At 47.0% G+C, this 20383-nt stretch carries 20 protein-coding genes and 3 pseudogenes; 10 read left to right on the top strand and 13 right to left on the bottom strand.

The window, feature by feature from the left end:
• Nucleotides 1-67: 67 nt before the first annotated feature.
• Together ACFS25_RS31915 and ACFS25_RS28260 are read left to right on the top strand one after the other, a co-directional pair.
• Nucleotides 68-1118 (top strand): annotated as a pseudogene (locus ACFS25_RS31915) (IS110 family transposase).
• A gap of 436 nt (nucleotides 1119-1554) precedes the next feature.
• Nucleotides 1555-1671: pseudogene (locus ACFS25_RS28260) on the top strand (IS3 family transposase); the annotation flags it as partial.
• On the opposite strand, the gene ACFS25_RS28255 reads toward ACFS25_RS28260, so the two are convergent.
• The 11 genes from ACFS25_RS28255 to ACFS25_RS28205 form a co-directional block, all read right to left on the bottom strand.
• Nucleotides 1668-2018: a hypothetical protein gene (locus ACFS25_RS28255; RefSeq protein ID WP_381508013.1), complete on the bottom strand. Its 351-nt coding sequence runs from the start codon at nucleotides 2016-2018 to the stop codon at nucleotides 1668-1670. The pseudogene ACFS25_RS28260 and the gene ACFS25_RS28255 sit on opposite strands and share 4 nt — an antisense overlap.
• An 8-nt stretch (nucleotides 2019-2026) precedes the next feature.
• Complete coding sequence (locus tag ACFS25_RS28250; RefSeq protein ID WP_381508027.1) at nucleotides 2027-2293, bottom strand: alpha/beta fold hydrolase; 267 nt, start codon at nucleotides 2291-2293, stop codon at nucleotides 2027-2029.
• An 8-nt stretch (nucleotides 2294-2301) separates the two neighbouring features.
• The gene (locus tag ACFS25_RS28245) at nucleotides 2302-2394 is read right to left on the bottom strand and encodes a reverse transcriptase N-terminal domain-containing protein (protein WP_381508025.1); all 93 of its coding nucleotides are present in this window, start codon (nucleotides 2392-2394) and stop codon (nucleotides 2302-2304) included.
• A 107-nt stretch (nucleotides 2395-2501) separates the two neighbouring features.
• A complete protein-coding gene (locus tag ACFS25_RS28240; RefSeq protein WP_381508012.1) occupies nucleotides 2502-2648 on the bottom strand; it encodes a hypothetical protein in 147 nt (48 codons plus the stop codon).
• Nucleotides 2649-3107: 459 nt separating this feature from the next.
• Complete coding sequence (locus ACFS25_RS28235; RefSeq protein WP_381508010.1) at nucleotides 3108-3914, bottom strand: alpha/beta fold hydrolase; 807 nt, start codon at nucleotides 3912-3914, stop codon at nucleotides 3108-3110.
• Between the two features lie 274 nt (nucleotides 3915-4188).
• The gene (locus ACFS25_RS28230) at nucleotides 4189-5352 is read right to left on the bottom strand and encodes an AraC family transcriptional regulator (RefSeq protein ID WP_381508008.1); all 1164 of its coding nucleotides are present in this window, start codon (nucleotides 5350-5352) and stop codon (nucleotides 4189-4191) included.
• 33 nt (nucleotides 5353-5385) lie between these two features.
• Nucleotides 5386-5997 carry a hypothetical protein gene (locus ACFS25_RS28225; RefSeq protein WP_381508006.1) on the bottom strand — a complete coding sequence of 204 codons (612 nt, stop codon included), beginning with the start codon at nucleotides 5995-5997 and terminating at the stop codon, nucleotides 5386-5388.
• Between the two features lie 16 nt (nucleotides 5998-6013).
• Complete coding sequence (locus tag ACFS25_RS28220) at nucleotides 6014-7483, bottom strand: S41 family peptidase (RefSeq protein WP_381508004.1); 1470 nt, start codon at nucleotides 7481-7483, stop codon at nucleotides 6014-6016.
• Between the two features lie 298 nt (nucleotides 7484-7781).
• A complete protein-coding gene (locus tag ACFS25_RS28215) occupies nucleotides 7782-8711 on the bottom strand; it encodes a serine hydrolase domain-containing protein (RefSeq protein ID WP_381508002.1) in 930 nt (309 codons plus the stop codon).
• Between the two features lie 9 nt (nucleotides 8712-8720).
• A complete protein-coding gene (locus ACFS25_RS28210) occupies nucleotides 8721-8912 on the bottom strand; it encodes a hypothetical protein (protein ID WP_381508000.1) in 192 nt (63 codons plus the stop codon).
• 284 nt (nucleotides 8913-9196) lie between these two features.
• Nucleotides 9197-9730, bottom strand: a complete 534-nt coding sequence (locus tag ACFS25_RS28205) for a DUF998 domain-containing protein (RefSeq protein ID WP_381507999.1) — start codon at nucleotides 9728-9730, stop codon at nucleotides 9197-9199.
• Between the two features lie 793 nt (nucleotides 9731-10523).
• On the opposite strand from ACFS25_RS28205, the gene ACFS25_RS28200 reads away from it, so the two are divergent.
• The 7 genes and pseudogenes from ACFS25_RS28200 (at nucleotide 10524) to ACFS25_RS28170 (ending at nucleotide 17686) form a co-directional block, all read left to right on the top strand.
• The gene (locus ACFS25_RS28200; RefSeq protein WP_381507997.1) at nucleotides 10524-11048 is read left to right on the top strand and encodes an antitoxin Xre-like helix-turn-helix domain-containing protein; all 525 of its coding nucleotides are present in this window, start codon (nucleotides 10524-10526) and stop codon (nucleotides 11046-11048) included.
• Nucleotides 11049-11052: 4 nt separating this feature from the next.
• On the top strand, nucleotides 11053-11520 hold the full coding sequence (locus ACFS25_RS28195; RefSeq protein WP_381507995.1) for an RES family NAD+ phosphorylase: 468 nt from the start codon (nucleotides 11053-11055) through the stop codon (nucleotides 11518-11520).
• Nucleotides 11521-12025: 505 nt separating this feature from the next.
• Entirely contained in the window at nucleotides 12026-13840 is a 1815-nt protein-coding gene (locus ACFS25_RS28190; RefSeq protein WP_381507993.1) for a sensor histidine kinase, read from the top strand.
• Between the two features lie 42 nt (nucleotides 13841-13882).
• Nucleotides 13883-14308: pseudogene (locus tag ACFS25_RS28185) on the top strand (DUF3995 domain-containing protein).
• 277 nt (nucleotides 14309-14585) lie between these two features.
• Nucleotides 14586-15578, top strand: coding sequence for an aldo/keto reductase (locus tag ACFS25_RS28180; protein WP_381507991.1), 993 nt, complete (start codon nucleotides 14586-14588; stop codon nucleotides 15576-15578).
• Nucleotides 15579-15678: 100 nt separating this feature from the next.
• On the top strand, nucleotides 15679-16611 hold the full coding sequence (locus ACFS25_RS28175) for a helix-turn-helix domain-containing protein (protein ID WP_381507989.1): 933 nt from the start codon (nucleotides 15679-15681) through the stop codon (nucleotides 16609-16611).
• Nucleotides 16612-16651: 40 nt separating this feature from the next.
• On the top strand, nucleotides 16652-17686 hold the full coding sequence (locus ACFS25_RS28170; RefSeq protein ID WP_381507987.1) for an aldo/keto reductase: 1035 nt from the start codon (nucleotides 16652-16654) through the stop codon (nucleotides 17684-17686).
• 341 nt (nucleotides 17687-18027) lie between these two features.
• Here the strand turns inward: ACFS25_RS28170 and ACFS25_RS28165 are convergent, their stop codons facing one another.
• Entirely contained in the window at nucleotides 18028-18363 is a 336-nt protein-coding gene (locus ACFS25_RS28165) for a hypothetical protein (RefSeq protein ID WP_381507985.1), read from the bottom strand.
• A 2-nt stretch (nucleotides 18364-18365) separates the two neighbouring features.
• Nucleotides 18366-19016, bottom strand: a complete 651-nt coding sequence (locus tag ACFS25_RS28160) for a nucleotide-binding protein (protein WP_381507983.1) — start codon at nucleotides 19014-19016, stop codon at nucleotides 18366-18368.
• Between the two features lie 525 nt (nucleotides 19017-19541).
• Between ACFS25_RS28160 and ACFS25_RS28155 the strand changes: the two genes are divergently transcribed.
• Nucleotides 19542-20327, top strand: a complete 786-nt coding sequence (locus tag ACFS25_RS28155) for a response regulator (RefSeq protein WP_381507981.1) — start codon at nucleotides 19542-19544, stop codon at nucleotides 20325-20327.
• Nucleotides 20328-20383: the final 56 nt, after the last annotated feature.

Genomic DNA, 20383 nt, shown 5'->3' with positions numbered 1-20383 from the left:
TAGCTGGCAAGCTACCAAATCTTGGAATCTTACCACAAGACAAACCTAAAGGGCGGCCCCGTATTTCATTGGCGTGGATGTGTCCAAAGGTACTCTCGACTTTGCGGTTGCTAAAACCAATCAAATCCTGTTTCATCGCACCGGCGACCCGGCAGCAGGTCAGCAATGATCAAAAAGGCATTACTGATTTCCTTAAGGTGTTACGTCAGCAAACCAAAGCAAGTAGTGGACAGTGTCTATTTTGCTTAGAATTTACAGGCATCTATAATAACCCACTTCTAAAAAAACTTCACCAGCTTTCAGCTTCCATCTGGATCGAGCGAGCAGTTCACATCCAAGAAAGCATAGGACTCACTCGGGGTAAAACCGACCGCGCGGGCGGCCCCGCAAATTGATGCCAAACGAATTGCCCTATTTGCTTATAAAAACCGCGACGAGGCCCGTTTATGGACTCCACCGCGTCCCGTTATTGCCCAACTGGACGGTTGGCCGCTGCCATCGGTTGACAGCCCAACGGGCTCGCTTAGTCAAGGTGATCAAAATAGTACAAACCCCGCTAACCGACTCAGAAGGTTTCATTGACAAAGCAGATCGAAAAGCAAATCAACAAGCTTGCGCTGCATCCTTGAAATCACTCAAAGCAGATCTTAAATCAGCCGACAAATCAATTGCAGAACTGGCTAAGCAAGACCCTGAACTTAACCGACTTTTTGAGCGAGTCACCTCCGTGGTCGGTATCAGTCAGACTACGGCTGCTGAGATTATTGTCACAACAAACGAGTTTAAAGCGATCAGAGACCCTAAAAAGTTTGCCTGTTATGCCGGGGTGGTTCCCTTCGACGGGGCCGCCCGCGCGGCGAAGTTCAGGCCAGCGCAAAGGCCGCCCTCAGGTGAGTCACCGGGCGAATAAAAAAGTTAAATCATTACTTCACATGGGTGCAATGTCGGCAGTTCAGCATTGTGCTCAATTGAGAGCGTATTATGAGCGTAAAGTAGCTGAGGGCAAGAACAAAATGTTAGTACTCAATAACGTCCGCAACAAAATTGTCCTGCGCATTTTCGCTTGCGTCCGAGAAGATCGAAATTATAACGAAAACGTTTCTTTCCCCCTTGTTTAGATCATAGAAATCGGTCCGAACCAAGCAGTCGAAAAAGTGAGGCATAACGAAGAGCGACATAGCCTGTCGTAGTTGTGTGCATTGCTTGGTTATAGCAGGCATTTTATCAATTCGAAAATAATAATAACCAGGCCTGCTTTGAAGCCGAGCTGGTTATTCAGCAAGTATTGCTTCACCGCTCGCTGCAACCCCGATTAGGCACCCGAAAGTTACTCGTGCTACTGCAGGATTTTGTCCGAGAACATCAGTTGAAGCTGGGCCGGGATGCGTTATTTGATTTGCTACGTGAGCATAAGCTATTAGTGAAAAAGCGTCGCCATAAGGTGCAGACTACCTTTTCTAAGCACTGGCAAAAGAAGTATCCGAATTTGATACTGGAGTATGTACCAAAGGCCCCCAACTCGTTATGGGTAAGCGACATAACGTATATTTTGCTAAGCAGTCAGTCTTTGAATACGTGGAGATTTGGTACAATCGCCAGCGAAGGCATTCGGCGCTGGGTTACCTTTCCCCTTTTGATTATTATAACGGGCAACTGCAAAATGTTGCTTAACGATTTGTCCAGTATTTTGTTGCAAGTCCAAAATTGTTTAATTCCGAAAGCTGTGCAGTGGTAAGCTTTCCACTGGCCCTTAAGTTGTCAATAATACTTTGAATGTATTCCTTCGTACCCTGCTGGTTGTAGCCATTCGTCCCAGTTCTTCCCTTCAAGGGACTTTCTCCCCCTTTGCATTCTATCACACTCCAACTTCCGTCCGCATTCTTATACACTCGGTCAAACTGGCCACTCTTGCCTGCACCAGGCAAAGATAAGTCCATCTTCTGCACTCCATTCTGTAGAAAACGAATATCAGCCATCTCCTCGGCAATCTGTTCACTGCTCTCAATAACCGTCTTCATATAGCCCTTCAAGCCAGTATCATAAGCCGATCCACTGGCCCGCAACTCAGCGGCAGCCTGCCAACGGGCAAGTCAGGATTATCAGCAGCGAGTTTCATAATCATAGGTCCGCCTAAACTGTGACCAATCAAATACACGGGTTTGCCATTATTCAGTTTATGCAATACCGAACCAAGCAAATCCGACTGTTGCTGAATACCGGTTGACTGCCCGAAATCGCTGTACCCAAAACCAGGTCGATCCAGACTAACCATCCGATAACGTTCCAGTAACAGGCTGTCTTTCAGATATGTGGCGAAGCCTTAAATATTCTCTTTTGCAGCCGAAAGACATACCGCTCCAGCTTGCGCCAGGGAATGTCTTTCCAATCCACCATCGTATGTTCCATACGTGTTTTAGCTATCACTGCTACTAAAGTGTATTCAATCTAACTCACCGTGTTTACGTCAGCATATCCCAATCGTTACACTGGGCGTTGGCTTCTTAGACAATCTTTCCTTCTGTTGACTTGCGGTTGGCACCTACTCCTAAAAAGAGAATCAACAAAAGTTTCCATCGTTCCTGATACGCGTTGGTCGAGTTGTTAGGATGATACTGTCTGCCGGGTTTGTGGGGAATGCAACTGGTCATTGAAAAGCGATGCCAGCCCCTGAGTTATTCCTGACCCTACAACTGGTCAGGCTCGATCCTTTACCCTTTTGGTCTTGCCTATTAACCTACGTTGGCAAGTTTTCTGTGACGACAGGTCAATCGTATCTTCGCATCCACTCTCGTTTCGCTATCCATAAACTCATGCTCGACGGGATTCGACGTTAGGTTCGCCGTTACCGCCTTTTCATCCCGCTTTACGGATTGATGACCAGTCGCTACCGTAGGGATGCTGCTGTTACCCCTGCACTGGGGAGAGGGACTTTCACCCTCACGCTTATCAAGTTGTCAAGGTATTACCACCTTGCCATCCGTCCCTGAGTTTGTTTCTCATTTAGGATGAACGAGTCGCATCTTTTCCGCAGAACTACCCGTCTAATGAAAATGGGTTTCCTACTGTATAACTGATTTTGAGCTGAATAGCCCATTTTGCCCAGTAGATTACAGATGTTGCTGGTAGAAGCTTACAATCTGTTCAATCAGTAAGATTGGCTTATCGTGAGGGATGTTGTGAGAAGTGCCTTCTACATAAACCAGACGCCGATTACCATGACCCTTAACCAAGTGGCGCTGGCCCGCTTTAAATCGTTCGTTCTCCTTGGCTTCTGAGAAAGGACCCCGCTCCGCCATAATATCGAGCAAAGGAATGCTAGCTGGTAGATCCACCTGTCTCACATAGTCACTGGTCCGCTCCATGCGGGCCAGCAAATAGTACAAGCTCATATATTCCGCTTCATAGTCTTTCCGATTAAGCCCCTGAAAATAGGTTCTGGCGAATCGCATATCGGCGTAGGAAGGTATTCTAGGATCGACTAGAATAATGCCTTTCACCTGAGCCGGATGCCGAGCGGCATAAACTCGGTTGTAAAAAGCGCCTAATGACTGACCAACCAGTAACAGATTGGTGTTACTGTATCCGAACTGATGCAAAGCCGACTCTAAGCTTTTGATTTCCTGGAGAATCGTGTAGCCCGCCGTATCAAAACTACTTCGGCCAAAGCCTGCCCGATCATAGGTAATGACGGTTGCTTGCAGACGTTGGTGCACTGCTGTGGCAATCGAGTCCCATTGGGAAGCATCTTGTCCGCCCCCTGATTCGAAGAGGATAGGCGGCTTCTTGCCTTTTACTATTCTAAAATGAAGTTTATAAGGACGAGCATCAACGATTGTGTCGAGGAGTTGAGCATTAACGTTGACACTCATGACCAGGGATAGCCCAATAAAAACGATTTGTAAAAAATACTTCATTTAGTGCTGTAGGGCTTATCTACACGCTTAAACTTACGGATTCACCATTGAGCAAAACTACATTTCACAATGGATATATTGAATAAACTATTTATTCTCAAGTGATTGCCTTCCACCTAATTTTAAGAAAACGCTCCTACATGAGACAAAAAACTGTCGTATATCTGCTTCTTAATTCGGGCTTATTACGAGACGCTCGTTCAACGGCATAGGCGATTAGCTAAAAGATGAATAGCGGATCAGATTGCGGCTGTCTACTCATCCGGCCGCCCTCTTAGTCAATAGGTCTATCCCAACTACCACCCATAACCTGCTTGGCGAATTGGGTAGGAGTCTGATGCATGAGTTTGCGATAAGCCCGGTTGAAGGTAGCTTTTGAGTTGAAGCCACAGTTTTGAGCGATGCCGAATTGACTCAGATAGGCATTTTGAGGGTCCAGTAGGGCCTGGTTAAATTCAGCAATCCGATACGCGTTGATAAAGTCATTGAAATTTTTATCCAATTCCGTATTGATAACCTGTGACAGAATTGAGGAGTTGGTCTGTAACCGTCGGGCCAGACTAATCAGGGTCAAATCAGGCTCTAAATAAGGCTTTTCCCGCTCCATGAAGGCGACCAATACGGCTCGCAAATCGGGAGGTGGGCTAGTCGATGACCTCGTAGAACTAGGAAGCGGAAGGGACGGGGTGAGGGAGGGACGAAAATGTAAATGATCGCTTAGTTGCGCCTGCGCGTAGCCCGCAATACTTAAATAATAAATCAGGCATACATCGAACAGTTTGTCCCACCAGTCTTGCCAGAAAGACAAGAGTAGCCAATGACCCAGGCTGGTCATCAGTAGACTCACGAACTGGCTTACGCTGAGCGCTAGCATAAAATTACGAAACCACCGGAAGCTGACCCTGTCGATATCAGAAAACTGGTGCGTTGACCATTGACGATAAGTTGAATAGAGCTCAAACGAGCGGTAGAAATAATACGAGAAGGAGAGATTATACAACCAGAAAACAACCTCGCCCACCTGATAGGGGTAGTGAATGGCCTTCTCCCAATGCTCGACAAATTGTGACCCCTGACTGTAAACCAGCAGATGGTAACTGGTATCAAGGATAAAGGGCAAGGCATGGAGCCCGTCTTTACCCCGCCAGCGAAACTCCACATCTAACTGACTGCGTAAGTAAAAGTAGCAAAGGGGCGGAAACAATAACCCTAACGAACGAGGGAAAAATTCGAGTTCCTGCCAGAGTATCTCTACCCCACCAAAGCCTAACATGTATTCCCAGATACCGAAACTACTGCCCACCAAGATCCAGCCTAACAACCAATCGGACAAACGCTCTTGTCGCCAGCCTCGAATCCAGAATAGAATCGCATACAACCAGCCTTGAACAAAGCCAAACACCAACGGGGTTGAATACGCATTGAACTGAAACGTCATCGGGAGACCAAGAGTTGAGGCTAGTTAAATGAATTAGTCCGGCAAAGGAATCGTTTTCCCATTGTCGGTCGGGCCTACAAGCCAAAAAGGTGATTGGTTATCCATTGGTTCACCACGCATAATCTGCTGCTCCTGTAAAGAAGTCGCTAGAAAAAGCGTAGTCCCTACCCTAAACTGACGCTGGCTGCTCATGCCAGGGGCCAACTCAAAAATATAGGTCCCATTTTGGGGCTCATTGGGGGAATAGCTAATCAGGACAACGTGCTTTGAGAGAGCCGACCGATTGAGTACTCGGATTGTCATGAGCGCGGGAGCCACTACCGACAGGTGAGCAGCCAAACTGCCCATCGATTGGGCTAGAACGGTCGTCCCAGCTTGCCGGGCCTGCAACACAAAAAGCAGTTCATTTTGAGCAGGGGAACCCTGAAGACGGTATACCTGGGCCCCCACCGGCCAATTCTGCGGCTTCTTTTCGAACGGATGCATCGAAAAGTACTGTTTATCCCCTCCGCTCAGTACGTAAAACGATTGATAGCGATCAACTGGGTTTTTCAGAACGAACGCAATTCGTTCGGGCCTGGGGCTTTGCTTGCCGATTTGCCCAGTGAGTAAGACAAAAATAGAGAAAGTGTGCCAACCTGCCATGCGTATTTGCCTTTAGCTATTCGTGTTGAATTCGTTCTAAGATGGTCTTCACCGGGGTATCCTTGCCGCTCACCCAATCCTGCACGGTTGGCTCAACCGGCCAATCCGGTTGAATGCCCGCGTCCGGTAAGTGTTTAGCGACATCATAGCCCGTACCAATTAGCGGAACATCCACTTCAATGCCGGAATGAGGTAGCCGCACAAAGAACACCGCCCCCGCCGTAATGCCTTTCTGATTGCCACCCGTCGTTTGACCCACTAAGGTAGCCAGTCGATGCTGTTGGAGCAGTCGAGCCAGAATAAAGCCAGCCGAGCTGTTCATGGAACTAGTTAACAAAAAGGTTTTTCCCGCAAAGGGATGATCAACGGGGTGAATGGTGTCCGGCTTTTGATCGCTTTTGCTCCGGTACTGGCCCGCCGAGGTTACTTCATAATCGGCGAACGAACGGTATTTCCACCCATCGGCCCAGGAGCTATTAATGATATAGCGATTCAACCCGGAATCAAGTCGCACATAAGCCCATGTATTTTGAAGCGGTCGAATCGTGATCGATTTAGTCAGCAAGTGCGCAGCAATCTGCTTCGCATACTGATCGTTTCCGCCTTCTAACTCGCGCGCGTCAATCAGTAGGTAGGGCGACTTCTTTTGGTTAATGAGCTGAAAGGTACTATCGATAAAGCCTTTTAAATCAAAAGCCGTAGTATAATCAACCATCGAGTTAATGCGTAAGAGCGGAATTTGACCGGGCAGCCAAGTCAGTTGCGCCATAGGCATGCTGGTTTGCGGCTGTTGCTGGTCCATGAGCCGTTTCCGCTGTTGATGCGTCAGGGCGGTAACTTGGACATGTTTGGTCTGGCCAGTCTTAGGATTGTGAATCCTTAACCAGAAGGCCGGTTGATGAAGCGGAAACCGGAGGGCGTAAAAGATGTCGAAGCATTCAAATGATTTGCCTGTGATGGCCAGCAAGGCGAATCGTTTTCCGTTGTTCGCTCCATCAGCCCGCAAATAAGGCAAGAGTCGCTGAATAATGTGTTGAATGGATTGGCCGTTAATCTGTTGAATCTCCCAACTGGCAGGTAACTGCGGATCAACACTGTGGGTAACTAGAAAACGTTGACCGATTAGACGCGCATAAGCTGGCAAACAGGTTGGGCCACCAAATAACGCACGCTGAACTGTCGAATCTTGATTCCAGAAATTGAGCTGGCTATGACCGCATCGAATCGAAGCTGTCAGTTTGGCGATGGCTAAAAAAGCTTGCCCTAAGGTTTGGTCGTGATCAAGCGCCTGTTGGCAAGTGTCAAACTGGCGGTCCATCTGCTCTTTAGGGGTGTATTGGTAGAGACCAGGATGCAACTGCTGATAAGCCTGTCGTAAAATAGCGTAGTCCTGTTGCAAATCGGCTGCTCGTAGCTGAGTTTGAGCAGACGAAAAATAGGGATTGATGAGCAGAAGAAAAGAAAGATAGACACGTAGTATGACCATTGATCAGCGCTACTTTTTATTGATTTAGTAGCCCTGACAAAAGTGATGAAAGGCTTCTCCCAGATCAATGGTCAGCGTTTGTCAGTTGGACTCAGATTATAATTTGATACGTATTTCAGGTAATGAGCCGCTACTTTCTGGTATCACTTGGCTGAAATTATCGCGCTGGTTTACGATCCTAGCCTACTAGTAAGCCTATCTTATCAATTTGCAAGGTTATGGGTTATCATCCTATGTAGTCATCAATTTACCTAATCTCATTAATCGCTCCTTTGGGTACGTCGGTTTTCTTCTGGTCTCATAGCGCTGAGGTGAGCAACAGATCAAGTACTCTTTGTTTAATATGGTACGAATCGACCTCATCCGAATTAAATAGAATTACAAAACCAAGCTGACGAGAAGGAATCAGATATAACGTTGACACATAGCCATCGTCGGCCCCATCATGATGAATAAGAGTAATCCCACGATACGGGTAAGTAAACCAGCTCAAACCCACAGCCCGACCTGAAGGGGGGTCGATTGAGAACGTAGCCGTTTGCATCTGGGCTACGCTGGCCTCAGAAAGAATACGCTTTGTTTTATAGACACCCTGATTTAGGTTAGCGATTAGCCAGTGGGATAGGTCAATCACGTTCGTGTTTAGGGTTGAGCTTGGCGCGTGCATTCGGTTATAAGGGTATACAGAGCCGACTTGTAGCGGAACGCCCGTGTGCGGACTGGTGCGCCAAACAGGGTTTATATCCGACAGCAAAAAACTACTTCTGGACATTTGCAGGGGCTGTAAAATAGTTTCTTTCACATATTGCTCGAATGATTGTCCGCTTACTTTGGCTACCACGTCGGCTAGTATATCATAGGCCATATTGCTATAGTGGTAGGCTGTGCCAGGTGTATTGAGTAATTTCTCTGTGCTTAGGCTGCGGGTCCATCGCTCGGCAGCTCCTTCATCCGCTGCCGCCTGCTCCCATTCGTAGTCTTCTACATCAGGCATGCCCGATGTATGATTCAAAATTTGGCGTAGTGTGATGGCCTTGTATCGCTCATCGGCCATTGAGAAATAGGGGAGATAGTGGATCAATTTTTCATGCAATCGCAGTTTTTTCCGTTCAGCTAACTGGAGAATGGCTGTAGCAGCAAAGGTTTTCGAGACGGATGCCACATGAAAGGTATGATCGGGCTTTAAGGCTTGCTTTGTTTGGAGATTGACCACACCAAACGAAGCCATATGAACAAGTTATTTCCCCTTCACAATGGCAATAGCGATGCCCGGTACAGGGCTTTGTTTAGCCGTGTCAATCTGCGTTTGTAAATAGGTGTCTAGTTGCTGAAGTAATTTTTGTTGTGACTGGATTTTAGTTTGTGACTGGGCGTAACCTGCCACTGGGAGCAGAAATAGGACAAACCAGAGCTGACTTAAATTAATCATGGCCAATCGAATCACGTTTTCCTGCTAATAATCAGGCTAATAAGTGTATCAAGGAAAGTTATTCATTCCTGTGAGTATAATCATTTCATCTAATTATCTATACTCATGTAGGGTGCGAGCCTATCTGCACTAGCACGACGGCGGGCTATGGTACGAAAGGCAAAAATTACCCGTTACCTCCAATCTACTTATTCTCGTAATAGGCTCAATTAATGAGCTGTATCTGGTATTCTGTAAAAAATGTAACCCTGATAGTGTTGACCAAACACGTAAATCAATACCCTTTAGATGGTTAGCAGTAAAAAGCTGAACACAATCCCTTCCATCATCCGTTGAATAAGGCCTCGAAGAAGCAAGCCCGGAATCGACAAGAGGATACTGCCTGCGATCAGACTACCGGCCACTATAGAATACAGAGTATAGTCAATCCCCAACGGTTGAGGACTCAGTTGAGTAAGCCAATAAGCACTACCCAGGTACTCAACGGCTCCCCCTACATTATGAATCTGTTGCCGAACGCTACCTGACACGGGAGAGCCCACATCACAGGGAAAGAAGGCCGCCATGACGTATCCAGTTCCGACACACCCTGCTAACCCGGCTAGGGCGGTTGTATCCGCGAGCGTTGCGACCAGCCCCAACAACAAGCCAACGGGTAAAAACAACCCATAACTGACAGCGCGTGACCGCGGACTACCTACTTCGCCTAGCTCGCTAATGGTATCATGCCAATGGGAGTAGGCGGGCTTACGCCAGCCAAAGTAACTAATGCCTGTTAGCAGAAGCAACGCACTAAAAAGAGCTAAGCCAAACGTCATTCAACCAGATACAATGCTTATCAATTAGGTTCAGGACACCAGTAGTGCTAATAAATCCGGTAAAGCAGATTGATCAACCAAGCAGGGGAAAAAGAAAGTAGCCCTCGAATACTTGATTAATTTACGGCCAAAACTAGCCATTCGATCAGCCTAGAGTTGTTGAAAAGGACAAAAGGCATAAAGAGCGGATCATCGGGGCCGCTTCTAGCCACCTAGGCTAACCAGCTGTCAGTATTATCAAAAGTCGAAACGTGCAGGCTCACTTAGTTCTCCAAAAATTAGAGCCTTAAAAAACCCTCCCAGTTTGATAGGCAGGACCACCATAGCGGCTATGTCGGCTCTCCAGCGAAAAAGGGAACTCCAAATTATTATCAGCGAAAAGTGGCAGAAGGCAAGAACAAAATGTTGGTTATAATTGCACTAAGAAACAAACTTATCTATCGGGTATATGCAGTGGTCAGGTGGGGCAAAAAATATGACAAAAATTATACGCTCGCGCTTACATGAACCATAGAAATCGGACCGGTTCGAGTGCTCGCAGTTGGGGATTGACGCGTGCATAGGAATCTTTCAGGCCTTCTTTACCTCTGCTTAAATATTTCAATCTCCACTTACGCAGCAACGAAGTGCTGCCTTTCAGCTGGGTATTCAAAAACCGACGTTTTAACGGTAAAAAAAAGATGATTGAAACAGATAGCTTATTATGTTTGGCTGGTGCGCAGGAGAAGAAACTTTTAGTGCAAATTTGCCATTTATAATTTGTAGTTTTGCACTATATATTCATTTCTAGCTTATGCAAGCAGTTCTGCCACTTACTAGCATTATCAGTCAAGCCCGACAAGGGGTTCTGCGCCGACGTGTTGATGAAGTCGCTCGCTTGGTGGGTCTCACCGATAAAGAAATGGCTCGTATATTGAATATGTCCATCAGGGGACTGCATGGGAAAGCTACGGTGGCACGATTGAGTCTGGCCGCGAGCGAACGACTGTTGTTGCTGGAGCGACTCGTTCAACGAGGACTTGCCGTTTTTGACGGGCGAGTTGAGTTGTTGGCTCGTTGGCTACGCACGCCACTGGCTGAATTGGCCTACCGACCAGAGACAGACCTAAGCCTTCAGGTAATCACCCCTGGCTCTCTTCGAGGTATGGGTAGCTTTACTCAACCAGTTCAGCCAGCTTCTAAAACAACGACCCCTAGTTTGTCGAATGATGAGCTCTCGGTGGTAGCCCAATCACCCTTAGCTGTATTGGATACGGTATCGGGTTTCTCACTGGCCGAAGATGTACTGGGCCGCATTGAATGGGGTATAGCAGGGTAAGTGAATGGACGTATATCGAATCCATAAAGAGCCCTATTATCGGGAGCCTTTATCCGTGGTGGGAAGCCATCGACATGGTGGCCGTTGGAATCCAAAAGGGATTGGTATCCTCTACACCAGTCGTACACCAGAACTGGCGTTGCTGGAAACGTTGGTCCATTTGCCTGCCTTAACCTTAGCTGAACTCCCTCAACTGTGGTTAACTACGCTTCGTTTGCCTGACGAAGCTGACAACATCTTTTGGCTTGATCCTACCAAGCTACCCGCTTATTGGAAGAGGGGCACCTTAGGGGAAACCCAAACGATACTGACCGACTGGTTGCAAGCGCCTTTTTGCTTAGCCATAGCGGTGCCTTCGGTCATCTTAGAGATAGCTTACAATCTGTTGTTGCACCCCCAACATGCTTCCTTTGCGGAGGTGGAAGTCGTCAGTCAATCGCCCATATCACTAGATAGCCGGTTGCGTAAATGAACGTCTCTTTTACTAGTTTTGATCGTCGCGAAACGTAGGCTTTTACGCTAAATATTGGGCAAGAAACCCGCGGGGCTGCCGGAGCAGTTAAATAATCAAAGTAAGCTTTGTTAGGTCGTTGACCAGATACTTCCCTGGCGACCGATATCTCTATTTTCATTTTGGCCCAGCCGCATCGGCAATCGTCCGCGGCTGTGGTCCGACTAGATGGCCCGCACGGACGGCCCCGCCGATTTGCAGCGCAGACCAACAAAGTGTATTAGCCCCTGTAGATATCGATCAGGAAATAGTATTTTACTAGTTATGTTTCGGCATTAATTACTCCCCTCCCTCTTTGTAAAATTTGCACTTTTCCTGGTAAGCGTCCACAAAAGACAAGGATTTAATGAACTGATTTATAGATAGACCTATTTTAATTCAACCTCTATTTCACCAAATCATGGGCCTATCAATTGCGAGTTTCAGTGCACGGGTCAATCTTTCGAGTTCTTTACGCCCATGCTTCATGAAATCACAATACTGGTTAATTTTTTATTTTTTTGCGCTTAATTTGAGCCGAGCTCAATCACCCGCCACAACGGCAAGTTACGAGCACTTTACGCACCCTATCAATAGACGGGAAGATACCACTCGGATCGCTAGGTTAATTCGTTTTCAAGAGCGCCAAACGACCCTGCATCAATTCAAAGAGGCCAAACTGGCCCTTCTCCAAGCACTCCGATTAGCCCAACAACTGCATGACAGCAGCCGAATTGCCCGTGTGTATAAAACAATGGGGCAGCTGGCCAATAAACAAAATAACTATCCTCAGGCATTGCTGCATTATCAACAGGCACTTTCGTACTTAAAAGGAGCTAGCCACTCGGATCGTATTCATCAGCTTTACGCCTACATCGGCAATGCCTACCAGCATACGCTGGACGTTAATCATGCTAAATTTTACTATACTAAAATTATTGATGCTAGAGCGCCAAGGGCCAGTTTGTTTAATCAGTCGCAGGCTTATGGGGGGCTGGCCAATCTGGCTGATCAGCGTAACGATGCCCAACAGGCCTTAAACTATAACCAGAAAGCGCAGGCGATTCTCAGGCAGTTAGGTCGTTGGGACGATTACTATAATAAGCTTGTTAATATCGCCTTTAATTATAGTGATTTGAATCGTCCCCAGCTTTCCGTTCACCTCTATAAACAGTGTATGCAGTATGTCAAATCCATTAAAAAACAAAACAGGACTGACCCCTCCTTTGAGCGCCATTTTATAACGGCCATTTATGACGGAATTCCCTACCCACTCATAAAACTAAAGCGCTTCAAACAAGCCGAGCACTTTGCAAAGCTGGCGTTGGTGTACGGCCGTCAGGACAATGGCTATCAGACCCTTCATCAGATGTGGGTGTATGATGCCTTGACTATACTCTACGAGAAGCAAGGCAAGTATCGTCAAGCACTTGTGGCCCACAAGCAGTGGGCTATTTACCGGGATACGATCCAGAATCAAGCCCGTAGCCAAAAGTTTGCCGAACTGGAAACCCGCTATCAGACGAACGAAAAAGAAGCTCAGATTCGCCGATTGGACGCGGTCAACGCGCACCAAGTTCGCCAGTTATGGGCCGGTATGGGCGGATTACTAGTTTTGGCGGGGCTACTAAGTGTAATGGTCTGGCAATACCAGCGCATCCAGCGGAGTCGGACTAAGATTCAGCAACAATCGGATGAATTAGGGGTAATGATGAAAGAACTCCACCATCGGGTCAAGAACAATCTGGCCATTGTACATGGTTTACTTAATCTGCAGCTAGTCCGTTTAAAAGATCCAGCGGCTAAACAGGCGATGCTGGCTAGTCAGCAACGGGTAAATGCGATGTCGCTTATTCATCAGCGACTTTACCTGACTGACCGCATCACCCGGGTAAATATGCACCAGTATCTGGTTGATCTAACCCAGAGCTTGTTACTCGCCTATGGATACGACAGTCCACCCTTCAACTTGACCCTCGCTATCGAGCAGCAGGAATTAGAGGCTGATACCGCCATACCGCTGGGATTGATTGCCAACGAAGTGATAACGAACGCGCTTAAGTATGCTTATATAAATAACCAATGTCCCCAGCTGCGTGTAGCCCTTTTCACAACGCATGAACTTACGCTAGAAATTGAGGATAATGGTCCTGGTATCGACCAGGCTAGCTGGCAACCCAGTACTGACCGATCCTCCTTTGGCAAGCAACTTATTCAATTACTAAGTGATCAGTTACAAGGCCAGTATGAAGTAAGGAACGATCCAGGTACTATATTTCGGCTAGTTATTCCTCTGAAGTAGGCTTTCAGCGACTGGATCTATTTTTTGCTCAAAAAAAATAAAATGAACCTGGTAATTGGCCTGTTGCTTTTCATGGTCTTCCTTTTCTTAGGAAGTCTCCACGTCTACTGGGGGTTTGGCGGACGCTGGGCCTGTCAAGCCGTTTTCCCCACCCAAGATGAGAAGCCGAAAGCAAGTAGGTCCTGCGCTGGCTCCACTTTAGTGGTGGCGGTTAGATTACCAGCTATCGGCCTATTTATCCTGTTGAAAACAGCCCCAACTAAGTGGTCTCTTTCGGTGTGACTTGACCAGTATGGGGTATGGTTCATTGCGGGGCTTTTCGTATTGCAGTTAATTGGCAACTTCACGTATGTTAGTTTTTTCAAGAAAATTACGCACACACCATTTGGCAAAAATGACACTAGGTATTATTCACCCTTGTGTTTGCTCATTGGTGTACTGACGCTAGTGGTGGCGGTGAGCACGTAAATCACCAATGGATTGTTTGTTAATTAGCCGTAGACTCCTTATTATTTTGTAAGCAACGTGTACCCCACAGCCCAGTATTGACCCGTCCTAATTTGTGTTGACCGTTGTCAACGTAGCGGTTCCTCTGGAGCATTTAATTTCGTGTAAAGTGGTTTCGTTTCCAGCTCACTCCCCATTACGCTTCGTTTTGTGTTGCAGAACCCCCAATTCGTTTAGCGGCTGTCAAGCCCCTTACCCCGACCTTTGCCTCGTAAAACAACGTTAATCACAATACGATATGGACAGGTTAAAAAAAGTAGTACTGGGTAGCCAGGGGTTAACTGTGTCGATTGAGGGACTGGGATGCATGGGGATGACCGACTTTCCCGGCGGCACCGTCTACGGTACGTCCGACGAACGCGAAAGTATTGCTACCATTCACCGGGCACTCGAACTCGGGGTCACGATGCTCGACACGGCCGATCTCTATGGCCCCTTTACTAATGAACAACTCATTGGCAAAGCGATTGCGGGCAAGCGCGATCAGGTTACGATTGCCTCCAAGTTTGGTTTCGAGATTGACGACACGGACACAATTACGTTCGCCTACAATGGACAGCCCGCTTACGTACGCAAATCAATTGAGCGATCGTTGAAAAACCTCAAAACGGATTACATCGATCTCTATTATCTGCACCGGGTAGACCCCAACACACCCATTGAAGACACGATAGGGGCCATGGCCGACTTGGTCAAAGAAGGCAAGGTGCGGTACCTGGGCTTGTCAGAAGTGTCATCCGACATCATTCGCCGGGCGCACGCAGTGCATCCCATCACAGCCATCGAGAGCGAGTATTCGCTCTTCGACCGGGGCGTGGAGTTAACGGGTGTGCTGGAAACGACGCGGGAACTGGGCATCGGCTTTGTGGGCTACTCGCCATTGGGCCGGGGATTTCTGTCAGGTGCCATCAAATCACCCGACGATTTTGAGCCGAATGATTCGCGCCGTATGTTTCCCCGATACCAGGGCGACAACTTTTACAAGAACCTGGAGTTAGTTCAGAAACTTAAAACGATGGCAGAAATCAAAGGGGTCACGGCCTCGCAACTAGCGTTGGCCTGGGTACTGGCCCAGGACGTAGTGGCCATACCCGGCACGAAACGCCGGTCCTATCTGGAAGCGAACGTGGCAGCCGCCGACATCCCGCTAAGCCCCTCGGAGCTTGCCGCACTCGATTCGATGCTGCCCGTGGGCAGTGTAGCGGGGGATGCCTATCCTGTTTTCAGCTGAACAACCAACCCATACGCCGGGTTGTCGGCTAACCTGACAGGGCTAGTCAACAATCCGGCATTAAGGGTAAGGTCTCGGTTTACTGTATTGCAATAAAAATATGCCGAACGAAATTCAGACGCTGCATACCATCACGGAGTATACCCGATTTTACGGCCTACCCGCGCCAGCGCATCCGTTGCTTACCCTGATAGACTTGGGAGCAGCTAATCGCCTGGCTGTTGCGAATGCCAGTCAGGTTGTAAACAAGCCGATCGTGCTGCAGTTGTACACCGTTTTTCTCAAACGAAATCTGAAAGGCTTGCTTTATTATGGTCATCGACCCTATGACTTCAGTGAGGGGGTCATGGGCTTTTCAACCCCTGGTCAGGTATTTGCCGTCGATGAATCGCTGGACACGACTAACGTAACTGGGTGGATGCTGGTCTTTCACCCAGACTTGCTAAGAAAATACCCGCTGGGCAAAAAGATAGATAAGTATGGCTTTTTCGCCTATGCGGTATATGAGGCCCTCCACCTTTCGGAGGTGGAGGAAACCCTGCTCGACCGGTTACTCGACAACCTACGGGCAGAATGTGAACGGCCTATCGACGCCTTCAGTCAGGATGTATTTGTTGGGCAGATTGATCTGCTGCTAACCTACGCCGATCGGTTTTACAACCGGCAGTTTATCACCCGGCGTACGGTTGAACACGACGACGGATCATTATTGAGCCGGTTCGAGACCGCATTGACGGGCTACTTCGCGCAGGATGCCGAACTCCCCTTACCGACGGTGCAGTTTTTTGCCGATGCGCTGAACGTATCACCGGCTTACCTAAGTGATATGTTACGGATACTAACGGGCCAAAACACCCAGCAGCATATTCACCATGCCCTGATCGAAAAGGCGAAACGGCTGCTGCTAACGACGTCCCTGTCGATCAATGAAACGGCCTTCCAGCTTGGCTTCGAGTACCCACAGTATTTTAGCCGGTTGTTCAAAAGTAAGACGGGCCTAAGTCCGGTAGCTTTCCGCTTCTCGGCGCAGTAATGAATCTGATCAACTCGTCAATCAACTAACAATACCTCAAATGACACTGACTGATTATCATACGCTAGGCCGTTCTGGCCTTATTGTCAGCCCACTAGCCCTTGGCACAATGACATTTGGCAACACGGCTTGGGGTTCATCTGACAGTACCTCCCACCTGATCTTCAATCAATACATTGACAATGGGGGCAACTTTATTGACACCGCTGATGTCTATTCCGGTGGCCGCAGCGAAGAACTCATCGGGCACTACATCGCTGATCGACAGTTGCGTGACCAGGTGGTATTGGCTACTAAGTTTGGATTCAATACCCAACGGGGCAATCCCCACGCGGGTGGCAATGGACGCAAGCATATTCATCAGGCCCTTGACAGCTCACTACGTCGGTTGAAGACCGACTACATCGACCTCTATTGGCTTCATGTCTGGGATATGGTGACACCCGTGGAGGAGGTCCTGCAAACGCTGGGAGGGCTCGTACAGGCCGGTAAGATTCGGTACTTCGGTTTCTCGGACATGCCCGCTTGGTATACGGCCAAAGCCGCTACACTAGCCGCCGTCCATCATGTACCCGGTCCTATTGCCATGCAGATGGAATACTCGCTGGTCGAGCGAATGGTGGAACAGGAGCACCTACCCGCAAGCCGGGAGTGTGGGCTTAGCCTGACCCCCTGGAGTCCGCTGGCAGCTGGATTTCTGGCTGGTAAGTATGAGCGAACTAGTGTGGGTGCCCGTGGTCAGGGACGACTCAACGGCCCCAATCCATTCGGCAACTCAAAATTTACCGAACGAAACTGGCAGATTCTCGACATGCTCCGTAGCGTGGCTGGCCAGCTCGACTCCCCTCTGTCATCAGTCGCCTTGGCCTGGCTCCTGGCGCAGCCCGGCGTAACGGCTCCCATAATGGGTGCTCGCCACCTTGAACAACTCCAGGCCAATCTAGGGTCTTTATTGATCCAGTTCACGGCTGAACAGCAAAAAGCGCTAAATGAGGTATCCATGCCTAACCTGTTTTTTACTCCAGGACTCAAAGCAATGATTTTCGGCGGAGCAAACGTTCAGGAGTGGCACTAGAAGGTACGTTTTTACTATTCATTAAGGTGTTAGTCTTAAATTAGATAATCTTATTAGTAGATAAGTAATAAGACAGATTTAATTTAATAAAAGGCCTTGCTTAAAGCGATTAGATAGGAATCATGGATAAAAAATCACTCAATGAGACAAGATTTGTATCAGAGAAAAGGGAGGTTTGGGACGGAATTTAGATGTATCAACAAGTAGTGTAAGAGTTATTACGACTTGCATAGATACGTCTCACATAATGAAAGGTTACCTAAGACCAACTCTAAGCAGAATCACGGATAACTTTATTTTAGGCGTAGAAATTAGGGCTAATATCAAACTTGATATTAGCCCTAATTTCTACGCCTATTTTCACGCTCCAGCTTTTCAGTGATTGCTTCAATTATCCATCCTTCTAATGATTTTTTATCCCTTCCTGACAGTTTAGCTCTATGATCATTGATCTGGTTCCGTTCACTAACAAGGAGTTTGATCGATATTGAAACCTGGTCGTTTGGATCTGTTTTTGTAGTGTGTCGGCCTTTACCGGTAATTACTGTTTGAGGCTGTTGTTCTACGGTCTCATCTCCCTGGGACTGGCTTCCACCTTGACGAATAAAATCTAAAGCCTTCTCATTATCGAACCCAGTCTCTGTTTTACGGCTTTTGGGCTTAGGTGCTATTGGCATATCTATTTTCCGTTTAGTCGTTCTTCGATATAGTTATAAAGTGCCTTGAACTCAGTGGCTGCTTTTTCGTCACCTTTTAGTTCTAAAACACCTAAGCCATTGGCTGCTGCATTTGCAAAAGCTTTGCGATGTCCTAGACTCACGTTGATAAATTCTAAGGCTTCGGATTGTTTGAGAAGTTCTGCCGCTTCAAAATTTTCCTCCCCTCTTGGATCAGCCATGTTGAGAAATACAAATGCTTTAAGTCGGGGATTAATGACTTGCGCTTGTTCAACTAGGCTTTGCACCTTTTCAATTGTCCAAACATCAAAACTTCGAGGCTTAAATGGCACAAGATATACGTCTGATATGGTCAAAGCGGCCCGTTGGCTATCGGTATCTCTACCACCTGTGTCGATGACTATATCTTGGTAACGTTCTGCTAGCTTTGGTATTTGTTTGAGTACCGACATACCCGCAAGCTGGATAGCTGTGTAGCCAGCTTTATTGTCTGTACGCTCCTCACGCAAAGCGGTGAAATCTGTACTTGTTTCTTGATCATCAGCATCAACTAGCAAAACATCTCTACCCCTACTAGCTAACAGAATAACAAGGTTAGTTGCAACAGTGCTTTTGCCACTTCCCCCTTTAATACCACCTGTTGTATAAACCATTGATTGTTATATGGTTAAAGGAATTTTGCATTAATATCAATCGAAAGATAAAAATAGATATCAAGTTTGAAAAGAAAGTTCATTTTAATAGTAAATATTAGGCTTAATATCAACCCTAATATAAAGCCTAATATCAGTACTATCCTGAAATGATTTGAGAGTTTAAATGAACTGTGGTAAATTCAGGAGGTAGATAGTCTGGAACCAACCCTGTCACGCTTGATGAAGCTGTAAAATTTAATCGCTTACAATTCCAAAATAAGTCAAGCACTCTTTAATCAGAATACTACATGAGTAAGACCGTTTTTATTACTTTTAACTCCAGTTGATTGATAAGATCTTACTTCAGTTGCAGTAAAGCCTACAATGACTGCTATTTTACCAGATTCATTCATTCTACCACAGGAATGACCAGAAAAAGAGCGTGTTTTGTATAGGCAGTTTTGGTCTTTTGCAATGAGACTAGCTAGTTATTCTGAATTACTTACTTACGACAAACGACTTTACTTTTTTTCCTGAATAATAATGAGTACTGACGAGCGTATCCATATTCTGATTGTAGAAGATGAGCCCGTTCTGGCGATGGATTTGGGGGACATACTCGAAGAAAATGGTTACCGAGTTATCGGTATTGCCAGCAATGGACAAAAAGCACTCGATGTATTTCAGCACCAACGGGTCGACTTGTTGCTCTGCGACATAACAATTAAAGGGGAATGGGACGGCATTGAAACCGTCCGGCGACTAATGACATTACGTCCCGTTCCAGTCATTTACCTGACGGCCTTATCTGACCATGATACATTGGAACGGGCTAAGCAAACTTACCCAGCAGCCTACCTAAATAAGCCCTACCAGCTAAAAGGACTTCGAATGGCGATTGAAATAGCTATTCATAATTTCAAAAGTCGAAACGCCCCTGTAGAAACAGTACCACTCACGGCTACTCTTCCAACTACCGACCGGGAGCCAATCAGTCGCGAAACATTATTACAAATCGGAAACCACTTATTTATAAAGCAAAACTATCAGTTTATTAAAGTTGATCTGGCTGATTTGCTCTATTTGGAAGCCGATAATGTGTATACAACATTGGTGACCTCAACCCGTAAATATATTCTTCGGTTAGCTCTGGGTAGTATTTTGGAACGCATCAATCAACCAGGCCTGGTTCGCACTCACCGGTCTTACGCCGTCAATGTTCATAAAATAGATTCGTTCAATGACACCGAATTGTCTATTGGTTCCCAAGTTTTGCCACTGAGTCGAAGCTATAAAGACGATTTTCTCCAACAGTTTAAGTTGCGCTGAATTACCTAGCCCACGGGTTGTTCACAGATCAATTTACGTGATACACCAACCAACTC

This window comes from Spirosoma flavum (genome assembly GCF_042686045.1).
Lineage (GTDB): Bacteria > Bacteroidota > Bacteroidia > Cytophagales > Spirosomataceae > Spirosoma > Spirosoma flavum.
The sequence above is the reverse complement of the archived record's forward strand: the minus strand, read 5'-3'. Positions and strand labels throughout refer to the sequence as shown.

Bases quoted from the DNA above. Each gene is read 5' to 3' on its own strand.
- ACFS25_RS28255 (WP_381508013.1), bottom strand. From the start codon at position 2,018: ATGAAGACGGTTATTGAGAGCAGTGAACAGATTGCCGAGGAGATGGCT.
- ACFS25_RS28245 (WP_381508025.1), bottom strand. From the start codon at position 2,394: ATGGTGGATTGGAAAGACATTCCCTGGCGCAAGCTGGAGCGGTATGTC.
- ACFS25_RS28240 (WP_381508012.1), bottom strand. From the start codon at position 2,648: ATGACCAGTTGCATTCCCCACAAACCCGGCAGACAGTATCATCCTAAC.
- ACFS25_RS28235 (WP_381508010.1), bottom strand. From the start codon at position 3,914: ATGAAGTATTTTTTACAAATCGTTTTTATTGGGCTATCCCTGGTCATG.
- ACFS25_RS28230 (WP_381508008.1), bottom strand. From the start codon at position 5,352: ATGACGTTTCAGTTCAATGCGTATTCAACCCCGTTGGTGTTTGGCTTT.
- ACFS25_RS28225 (WP_381508006.1), bottom strand. From the start codon at position 5,997: ATGGCAGGTTGGCACACTTTCTCTATTTTTGTCTTACTCACTGGGCAA.
- ACFS25_RS28220 (WP_381508004.1), bottom strand. From the start codon at position 7,483: ATGGTCATACTACGTGTCTATCTTTCTTTTCTTCTGCTCATCAATCCC.
- ACFS25_RS28215 (WP_381508002.1), bottom strand. From the start codon at position 8,711: ATGGCTTCGTTTGGTGTGGTCAATCTCCAAACAAAGCAAGCCTTAAAG.
- ACFS25_RS28210 (WP_381508000.1), bottom strand. From the start codon at position 8,912: ATGATTAATTTAAGTCAGCTCTGGTTTGTCCTATTTCTGCTCCCAGTG.
- ACFS25_RS28205 (WP_381507999.1), bottom strand. From the start codon at position 9,730: ATGACGTTTGGCTTAGCTCTTTTTAGTGCGTTGCTTCTGCTAACAGGC.
- ACFS25_RS28200 (WP_381507997.1), top strand. From the start codon at position 10,524: ATGCAAGCAGTTCTGCCACTTACTAGCATTATCAGTCAAGCCCGACAA.
- ACFS25_RS28195 (WP_381507995.1), top strand. From the start codon at position 11,053: ATGGACGTATATCGAATCCATAAAGAGCCCTATTATCGGGAGCCTTTA.
- ACFS25_RS28190 (WP_381507993.1), top strand. From the start codon at position 12,026: ATGAAATCACAATACTGGTTAATTTTTTATTTTTTTGCGCTTAATTTG.
- ACFS25_RS28180 (WP_381507991.1), top strand. From the start codon at position 14,586: ATGGACAGGTTAAAAAAAGTAGTACTGGGTAGCCAGGGGTTAACTGTG.
- ACFS25_RS28175 (WP_381507989.1), top strand. From the start codon at position 15,679: ATGCCGAACGAAATTCAGACGCTGCATACCATCACGGAGTATACCCGA.
- ACFS25_RS28170 (WP_381507987.1), top strand. From the start codon at position 16,652: ATGACACTGACTGATTATCATACGCTAGGCCGTTCTGGCCTTATTGTC.
- ACFS25_RS28165 (WP_381507985.1), bottom strand. From the start codon at position 18,363: ATGCCAATAGCACCTAAGCCCAAAAGCCGTAAAACAGAGACTGGGTTC.
- ACFS25_RS28160 (WP_381507983.1), bottom strand. From the start codon at position 19,016: ATGGTTTATACAACAGGTGGTATTAAAGGGGGAAGTGGCAAAAGCACT.
- ACFS25_RS28155 (WP_381507981.1), top strand. From the start codon at position 19,542: ATGAGTACTGACGAGCGTATCCATATTCTGATTGTAGAAGATGAGCCC.